The sequence below is a fragment of the Parasphingorhabdus sp. genome (assembly GCF_049667325.1).
Taxonomy (GTDB): Bacteria; Pseudomonadota; Alphaproteobacteria; order Sphingomonadales; family Sphingomonadaceae; genus Parasphingorhabdus.
Genome location: NZ_JBATHY010000020.1, coordinates 1 through 7542, shown reverse-complemented (window position 1 = coordinate 7542; position 7542 = coordinate 1). Strand labels below are relative to the sequence as shown.

General features: G+C 54.8%; 8 protein-coding genes and 1 tRNA gene. 2 read left to right on the top strand and 7 right to left on the bottom strand.

From position 1 onward, the window contains the following. Both WBM93_RS00975 and WBM93_RS00970 read right to left on the bottom strand, forming a co-directional pair. Positions 1 to 1460: DNA topoisomerase IV subunit B (locus WBM93_RS00975; RefSeq protein WP_424427258.1), on the bottom strand; the 1460-nt coding region annotated here is incomplete at its 3' end. Positions 1461 to 1556: 96 nt separating this feature from the next. Further along, on the bottom strand, positions 1557 to 2231 hold the full coding sequence (locus WBM93_RS00970) for a GcrA family cell cycle regulator (RefSeq protein WP_424427256.1): 675 nt from the start codon (positions 2229 to 2231) through the stop codon (positions 1557 to 1559). Between the two features lie 142 nt (positions 2232 to 2373). On the opposite strand from WBM93_RS00970, the gene WBM93_RS00965 reads away from it, so the two are divergent. Continuing rightward, positions 2374 to 3231 carry an ABC transporter permease gene (locus tag WBM93_RS00965; RefSeq protein ID WP_424427254.1) on the top strand — a complete coding sequence of 286 codons (858 nt, stop codon included), beginning with the start codon at positions 2374 to 2376 and terminating at the stop codon, positions 3229 to 3231. 20 nt (positions 3232 to 3251) lie between these two features. Here WBM93_RS00965 and hspQ read toward each other — a convergent pair whose 3' ends face one another. Then, the gene (hspQ, locus tag WBM93_RS00960; RefSeq protein WP_424427252.1) at positions 3252 to 3632 is read right to left on the bottom strand and encodes a heat shock protein HspQ; all 381 of its coding nucleotides are present in this window, start codon (positions 3630 to 3632) and stop codon (positions 3252 to 3254) included. 66 nt (positions 3633 to 3698) lie between these two features. Continuing rightward, positions 3699 to 4199, bottom strand: coding sequence for a hypothetical protein (locus WBM93_RS00955; protein ID WP_424427250.1), 501 nt, complete (start codon positions 4197 to 4199; stop codon positions 3699 to 3701). A 193-nt stretch (positions 4200 to 4392) separates the two neighbouring features. Between WBM93_RS00955 and WBM93_RS00950 the strand changes: the two genes are divergently transcribed. Beyond that, positions 4393 to 5406 (top strand): LysR family transcriptional regulator, encoded by a 1014-nt coding sequence (locus tag WBM93_RS00950; RefSeq protein ID WP_424427248.1) that lies wholly within the window; start codon positions 4393 to 4395, stop codon positions 5404 to 5406. Between the two features lie 277 nt (positions 5407 to 5683). On the opposite strand, the gene WBM93_RS00945 is transcribed toward WBM93_RS00950, so the two are convergent. The 3 genes from WBM93_RS00945 to WBM93_RS00935 all read right to left on the bottom strand — a co-directional run. Further along, complete coding sequence (locus WBM93_RS00945) at positions 5684 to 6277, bottom strand: SRPBCC family protein (RefSeq protein ID WP_424427246.1); 594 nt, start codon at positions 6275 to 6277, stop codon at positions 5684 to 5686. 455 nt (positions 6278 to 6732) lie between these two features. Beyond that, positions 6733 to 6822: transfer RNA gene (locus WBM93_RS00940), tRNA-Ser, on the bottom strand. A gap of 153 nt (positions 6823 to 6975) precedes the next feature. After that, positions 6976 to 7542 (bottom strand): anti-sigma factor family protein (locus tag WBM93_RS00935; RefSeq protein ID WP_424427244.1); only part of this gene is annotated, 567 nt, incomplete at its 5' end.

Sequence of the window (7542 nt, the reverse complement as noted above, 5' to 3'; positions counted from 1 at the left end):
CTGTTGCCCATGATCTTGGCGTTATTGGCGGATGCAACATTAAGGATTTTACCACGGATCGGCAGGATCGCCTGGGTTTTGCGTTCCCGCGCCTGTTTTGCGGAACCGCCGGCACTGTCGCCTTCGACGATGAACAATTCGGTGCCTTCCGGATCGCCGATCGAGCAATCGGTCAGCTTGCCGGGCAGGCGGACCTTGCGGCCCGATGTCGCGGTCTTGCGCTTGACCTCGCGTTCGGCCTTGCGCTTCAGCCGTTCGTCCATCCGCTCCATGACAAAGCCGAGCAGTGCCTTGCCGCGATCCATATTGTCGGTGAGGAAATGATCGAAATGGTCGCGCACGGCGTTCTCGACCAGCTTTGAAGCCTCGGGAGAGGTCAATCGATCCTTGGTCTGGCTTTGGAACTGGGGATCGCGGATAAATACCGACAGCATCATTTCGCCGCCGGAGATGATGTCGTCTGCGGTTAGCTGGGCGGCTTTCTTGATCTGGACCAGTTCCCCGAAGGCGCGTAGTCCGCGAACGAGCGCATTGCGCAGACCGGTTTCGTGGGTGCCGCCATTGGGCGTGGGAATAGTGTTACAATACCAGCTGTAACTGCCATCGGTCCAGATCGGCCAGGTGATCGCCCATTCGACCCGGCCCTGCTTGTCAGGAAAATCCTGATTGCCGGCGAAGAAGTCCGTCGTGACGCATTCGCGGCCGGACAGCTGTTCGCGCAGGTGATCGGAAAGCCCGCCGGGAAACTGGAATACCGCCTCTGCGGGGACATCGTCGCTGGCCTGGCTTTCGTCGCATTTCCAGCGGATTTCGACACCGGCGTAGAGATAGGCTTTCGAGCGCGCCAGTTTGAACAGCCGGGAGGGCTTGAACTTGTTCCCTTCGCCAAAAATCTCGATATCGGGAATGAAGGAGATGCTGGTGCCGCGGCGGTTGGGAGCCGTGCCGACTTCCTCGAGTTTCGAAACCGCGTTGCCTTGCGAAAAAGACTGGCGATAAATGGTCTTGTTCCGTGCCACTTCGACGACCGTGTCGGAAGAGAGGGCGTTGACGACCGATACGCCGACGCCGTGCAAGCCGCCAGATGTCGCATAGGCCTTGTCCGAAAATTTACCGCCCGAGTGGAGCGTGGTCATGATCACTTCGAGCGCCGATTTGCCAGGAAATTTGGGGTGGGGATCGACCGGAATACCACGGCCGTTGTCGGTCACAGTGAGACGATTTTCCGAATCCAGGGTGATTTCTATCCGGCTGGCATGGCCGGCGACCGCCTCGTCCATGCTGTTGTCGATGACTTCGGCAGCGAGATGGTGGAGCGCGCGTTCGTCGACCCCGCCAATATACATGCCGGGCCGCTTGCGAACGGGTTCAAGGCCCTCGAGAACCTCGATTGCCGAGGCGTCATAGTCACCGGTTTTGGATTGGGTTGGCGGGTTAGAGCCGAACAGATCATCAGACATGCACGACCCTATAAGAGCGCAAGAGTCACACTGGCAAGAGGCTTATGCAGTCATCCGCCAAAGGACCGGAAAATCACGGCATCCCGCATCGGCCGCCTAGCGAACCCGCGGTCCGCCAAATGGCAGCGGCGGCGGAGGACGACGGGTGCCACGCGGCAATTGCGCCTGAAACGCGCGGCCGCAATGTTCGACGCAATAAGGAAAGCCCGGGTTCACTTCCTGCCCGCAGAAATGGAAGTCGGGTTCACCCGGATGGTTGATTGGCCAACGGCAGATTTTGTCATTAAGGTCCAGCAGACTGGTCTTGTCGGCAATTTCTTCGCTCGGCTTGGCCGGAACCAGACGCCGCGGGGGTGCCGGTGGAATTGGAGCCTGCTGGTCGCCCGGACCCTGACGCAAAAAGCCGCCGGGGCCAACGGAAACGATCTTTGGGCCATCATGCTTGGGCTGACGGGCTTGTTGCGCGGCATGGGTGCGTGCCGCCGGTGTTGGCGGCGGCATCGCGCGCCGCGCTACGTGCTCTTCCTTGGGCTTGGCAGTCTTGCCGCTTTTGGTCGGCGGCTTTTTCGCCTTGGTTGCCGGTTTTGCATCTTTTTTGGCTTTGGGCTTGGCTTTCACCGGAGACGGGCGCGATTTCAGGCCGAGGCGATGCGCCTTGCCGATCACGGCATTGCGACTGACGCCGCCCAGCTCTTCTGCGATCTGGCTGGCGGTCAGGCCTTTTTCCCACATATTCTTCAGCGAATCGATCCGCTCATCCGTCCAAGCCATACAAAGTCCTAATCATCTCGAGTTCGGGGCGATATAGGGTTGCCGGGGCGATTATACAACCACGTTAATGCTATGATACAAGCGCGATAGGGGTGCGATATGGGGTTGTGATTAAAGCAGCGAGCCGATAGGCGGAACGAATATGCCCGACCAACCCGAAAAAGATCAGACAACCGGCCAGCTGGCGAATGCGATGCGCTTCGCCGAGCCGGGAGTGCCGATCATCCGCGGGATCAACTGGGCCGGATTTCTGGCGCTCTACTGGAAAGAGGTTCGGCGGTTTTTCAAGGTCCAGTTGCAGACGGTCTGGGCCCCTTCGATCACCACATTGTTGTTTCTGGTCATATTTACCGTTGCGCTGGGACGCGGTGATCGCACCATTTTGGGCGCGCCATTCGCCGACTTTATCGCGCCGGGCCTGATCTGCATGGGCATGCTGCAAAATGCCTTTGCCAACAGCAGCTTTTCGATGCTGGTCGGCAAGATCCAGGGCACGATCATTGACTATCTGACCCCGCCTTTATCGGTCGGAGAATTGCTCGCGGCGCTGGTCGCAGCCTCGATGACGAGGGCGGCGCTGGTCGGCTTTGCGGTCTGGCTGGCGATGTTCATCTGGCCTGGAGTCAACGTCGGGGTTGTCCATTGGTGGGCGGTGCTGTGGTTTGGCATCATGGGCTCCGCGATGCTGTCCTTCCTCGGCGTATTGACATCGATCTGGGCGGAAAAATTCGACCATGCTGCTGCGGTCACCAATTTCGTGGTTGCGCCATTGGCGCTTTTGTCCGGGACATTCTATTCGATCGACCGGCTATCCCCCGCCTTCCAGGCGGTGAGCCACGCCAACCCGTTTTTCTATGCGATTTCAGGATTTCGCTATGGTTTTCTCGGAGAGGCGGATTCGCCGATTGGGCAGGGCGCACTTATATTGCTGGCGATTAACATCGGCCTGGCAATAATATGTTATTCGCTGCTGAAATCGGGCTGGAAGATCAAGTCCTGACAAGACCAGCTGCGCCGGTTTTAGTGCCTGTGAATGCGGTGTAGCTGATATCGGCCGCTCTCGGTCGCCTGAAACAGCCGTGCAACATCAGGATGGCTTATCGGTTCACCGCTATCGTCGGACAACAAATTCTGCTGACTGACATAGGCGACATAGCTGCTGTCGGCATTTTCCGCAAAAAGATGGTAAAAAGGCTGATCTCTCGGGGGCTGCAGATCCTTCGGGATGGCTTCGTACCATTCCTCGCTATTGGCGAAGACCGGGTCGATATCATAGATCACGCCGCGAAAATCGAAAATACGATGGCGGACGACATCGCCGATGGCGAAGCGCGCGTCGAGGATGTCTGGCGTGTCGGCCGGCAACGGATTGCCGGACTTATAGGGATCGGTTGAAATCATGCTGACAATTTAGGCGTTTTGGGATCAGATGCAAGCGCAGATCGGCATTCTAACCGGACGACCGATCTAATCTTTTTCGAGCGCCAGAAGCGTCCTGCGCATGATCGACCGTCCCTTGCTTGTTAAGTGCAACTGATCGTTACGCTGGCCTGAAGGATGCTGCCCCCATCCTATAAATCCAGTATTTTCAAGGATATTCAAATAGCGAATGGCAATCGTATCGTTAAGAGATACGAGATCGGAAAGGTCAGCGAGAGAAATATGTTTCTGCTCTTCGGCAGCGATTACGAGCTCGATCAAAATATTCCAGACCGGCTCACCCGATCTCGTTAGTTCATTGCCCAGGCTTTTGTCTCGGATCCTACGCAGTCGCGCTATTTTTTTGGCCAGTGATACCAGCTCTGGAAAAGGTGCAGCCGGAGGTTTGTAATTGACCGCCCACTCAGGGGTTCGCAACCTATCTCTCGCGAATTCTTTAGAATGCTCGATATCGCGCTTGATCTCGGTTTCGTTTCGTGCAGGCTCCTCGCGCTTCAAGAACCCTTTGTCCTCTTTGGTCTTTTTCAAATTCTTTGCCAATCCATCTGTTGCGCTCATTAACACCTGGGGAGGCTATTGGTTTCATATCGTCCGGCGGTTTTACTGGGGGTCCCAACTGAAATTTACTAATTCTAATACCGAATAACCCTATTTGATTTAATTATACCTCAACTGGTCGTATGATGAAAAAGGCGCAATATATCAGCGTTCTGGCTCGAAATTGATCGAGCTCAACGATTTCACTTGCGAGTTTTTTTCTTTGGGTGAAGTTGGCGATAGGAAAGAACAAGCTCGTATGCGTTTTCGTCAGTTTAATATTACCATTCAGGATTTGCAGGTTTTTTTGGCTGTTGCCGAATGTTTGAGTTTTAGCGGCGCTGCGAAACTGGTTGGCAAATCCCAACCTTCGGTCAGCAGCCGGATCATAAAGCTTGAACAAAGGTTGCGGACTCAATTATTTTTGCGCGATGCAAATTCTGTTCGCCTCAGTGATGAAGGGAAGCGATTCCAGATTGATGCTGTGAATCTAGTCGATGAGATGGCAAATCTTCACGACAAATATCATGAGAAGGGTGAGCGGCGAAAGTCTGTCGTCAGGGTTTGTTCTCCGATTATGATCGGGTTGACGGTTGCAAAAGTTAGCGCTGACCAGTTTCAGGAACGCAACCCGGGAATCATGTTGAAATTTGCAGATGATACACCGGAAAATTGTGTCCAGCGCGTGATTGACGGGACCAGCGATGTCGCGGTTGTTCCCTTGATTGATTTGCCACCAAACGCAGACTTCAGGCTGGTATTTACAGATATTTGCAATGCCATATCAGCGCCTGACCACCCACTAACGCGCAGCAAATCTGCGGATATCGCGGAAATTTTGAAATACCCGATATTGTGTCCGGACTCGCACATAGAGATACGGAAAAACCTGCAGATTGAAGCTGACAAGCGGAATATCAAAATTTCATTTGTGCCAGAAGCATTCGGGATAACAAACTACATGTCCTTGATATCGATGGCTTCGTCCAATCTGGGTGTGGCGATTACATCAGCCAAATTTATCCCGGAGCCGTTTCAACAGGGCATCGGTATTACAAAAATCGATGGCTGTAGACTCACTCGCGCGTTCGGACTTGTCACAGACAATGACCGAAAGCCATCAGCTTCGGTAAAAGGCTTTTGCGACTATTTGGCTAAAATCGGGTCGTTAATGGAGATTGCCAGAGGTCCGATATAGCAATTTCCCAGACAAATTTTGGGGACAATGCGCTCGAATCCTGATCGATACTGTCAAGCTCCCGCCGTTTGCCGCGCGCTGCCATTGGAAATTACGGTGGTAAAGCCGGCCTTGTGAAATTGTTCCGCAGTCACGGCAATCCTGAGCTTCACCCCCGCTCGGTTTTACGTTTGCTTCGCGCCCTGTATCAAACATTGTCGTTGTAGTTGCCATATTGCGCTAGCGAATATCAGGAACATGGCGGGGAACGCACAATTTACCGAGGCAGTGCTGGAGTCTATTGACCTGCATCAACGTCGCGATGTTTTGCCAGCATTTTGTCCAGCTCCCCAAGCGACCAGCTGTTACCGGCTTTGAAAAACTTGACTAGCCGCTGTGATTCTTCGTCCTGTCCATAACCGATGCCTGAAACGGTGATTTTGGTCTCGTCCTCTTTCGAAGCTTCAAACTGAAATACCGATACCAACCGGTCCAGCATTTCTTGCGACGCGAGTCCGGGTGGCGCTTGGATTGTTTTGAGGACCAGCAATTGTTCGGGGATATACGCAAGAATTTGGTTCTTGATATTGGCTGGGTCGCCCTTCTTCGCGTCCGGATTATAGCTGGTTTCGAAAACCCCGCCGACGCGAAAATCGACGAAGGCAACCGGAACAGCCCATGATTTATAGCCGTTTTCGGTGGTAAATGCGGCCCACACATCAGCGACCGGTGATGAAATCACGGCGATATTCTGCAAAATCGTCCGATCATTGGAATCCGCGATTACCAATTCGGTGATTTCGGGGCTCTTGCCGCTCCCCGGTTCCGCCAGTGCAGCAGCGGAGCAGATCAAAGAAAGAGCCACAACGAAAGAAGATATCGACCGCGTCATACAAACCTCCCCGGAACGGAAAATCCTAGGATAGCCTGAGTCCGTTATAACGGCAAGAATGGCTCTAATTCATAAATGCAGGAAGCCGAGATCCAGGACTATTTACTAGAAGGCTTCGCGGCATTTCCGGTATCCCCTTTTGTCCCCTAAACGGTCCCTTGGCCCAGAACATGTTGGTGAATACAAAAACCCGCCGAATCCACCTTTCCTACAGCTTCCCCCTTCTGGTAAGCCAGCAGCATGACACTGCGGCCTCATTCTCAGTCTAATCTGCGCATTCCAGCGCGTCGCTGGAACGTTATCCGGCCTCTGTGGGCTGTCTTTATCGACAAGGAGAATGTTGATCTTATGCCAGAATAGCCCGTTTTCGAGGCCGTCGGTTTTTCCGCTTTAGGGGGTATGACCCGTGTGACCCTCGGCAAGTTGATATTTGCCGGGTTTGCCCGATTTGTCTGTGGAGGTGCGTTAGGGATTCGAACCCTAGATACCATTGCTGGCATACCGCATTTCGAGTGCGGCGCTTTCGACCACTCAGCCAACGCACCTCATAGACGGGGCAGCATCTAGCGATCATAGTGCGGCCCCGCAACCCATATCGGGGCACGCAAGGAAATCGCCGTGGAACGGGCAGGGCCATGTCTGGAATAGGCTGCTGTTACTCCAGTGGTCCGGGCATCAACAGGTAGCTGTCGGTGAATCTATTTCCAGCCTGATTCCAACAGCTTGCGTTCGGTTTCGGCATCAGCCGGCGCATCGGCCATCATCTCTGCTGCGATTGCATTGACCGTGCTGCTCGAGGCCTGACGATAGTCGCTCTCGTTACCGCCTGGCAATGTGCTGCGCATCTTCCACTGTTGTCCGTCGCGGCAGCCGATTCCGGAGACCGCCTCGCCGGTGAAGCTGCGGCAGATAGTGCCCGTCTTGGCGCGGAAGGTCAGGCCGATGCGAAATTCGCTGTCATCAGCCTGGACAGAAGCGAGTTGGGTTTCCAGGGCCTCCTCGAGCGGCCCACTGGCAACGAGCGCACCGCCATCCTGCGCAAAGGGAGCGTCCGAGCCAGAGCCCAGTCCATATTGACCGACCACGACACCAAGAGCCAGGGTCGCCGCCATCGCGCCCCATTGGGCAACGCCCATATTGCGGCGTTGTTGCTTGCCGAGACCCTTCTCGGCTTTGCGAGCGGTGAAGCTGCTATCGACATTGGATGCGGCAGAGGCGGTCAGCATTGCGGTCAGGCGATCGGGAAGCGCTTCTTCGGCCACCGG

What these genes read in the sequence shown, in the direction of transcription:
- WBM93_RS00970 (WP_424427256.1), bottom strand. Translation starts at nt 2,231, where the DNA reads ATGGCTTGGACGGATGAGCGGATCGATTCGCTGAAGAATATGTGGGAA.
- WBM93_RS00965 (WP_424427254.1), top strand. Translation starts at nt 2,374, where the DNA reads ATGCCCGACCAACCCGAAAAAGATCAGACAACCGGCCAGCTGGCGAAT.
- hspQ (WP_424427252.1), bottom strand. Translation starts at nt 3,632, where the DNA reads ATGATTTCAACCGATCCCTATAAGTCCGGCAATCCGTTGCCGGCCGAC.
- WBM93_RS00945 (WP_424427246.1), bottom strand. Translation starts at nt 6,277, where the DNA reads ATGACGCGGTCGATATCTTCTTTCGTTGTGGCTCTTTCTTTGATCTGC.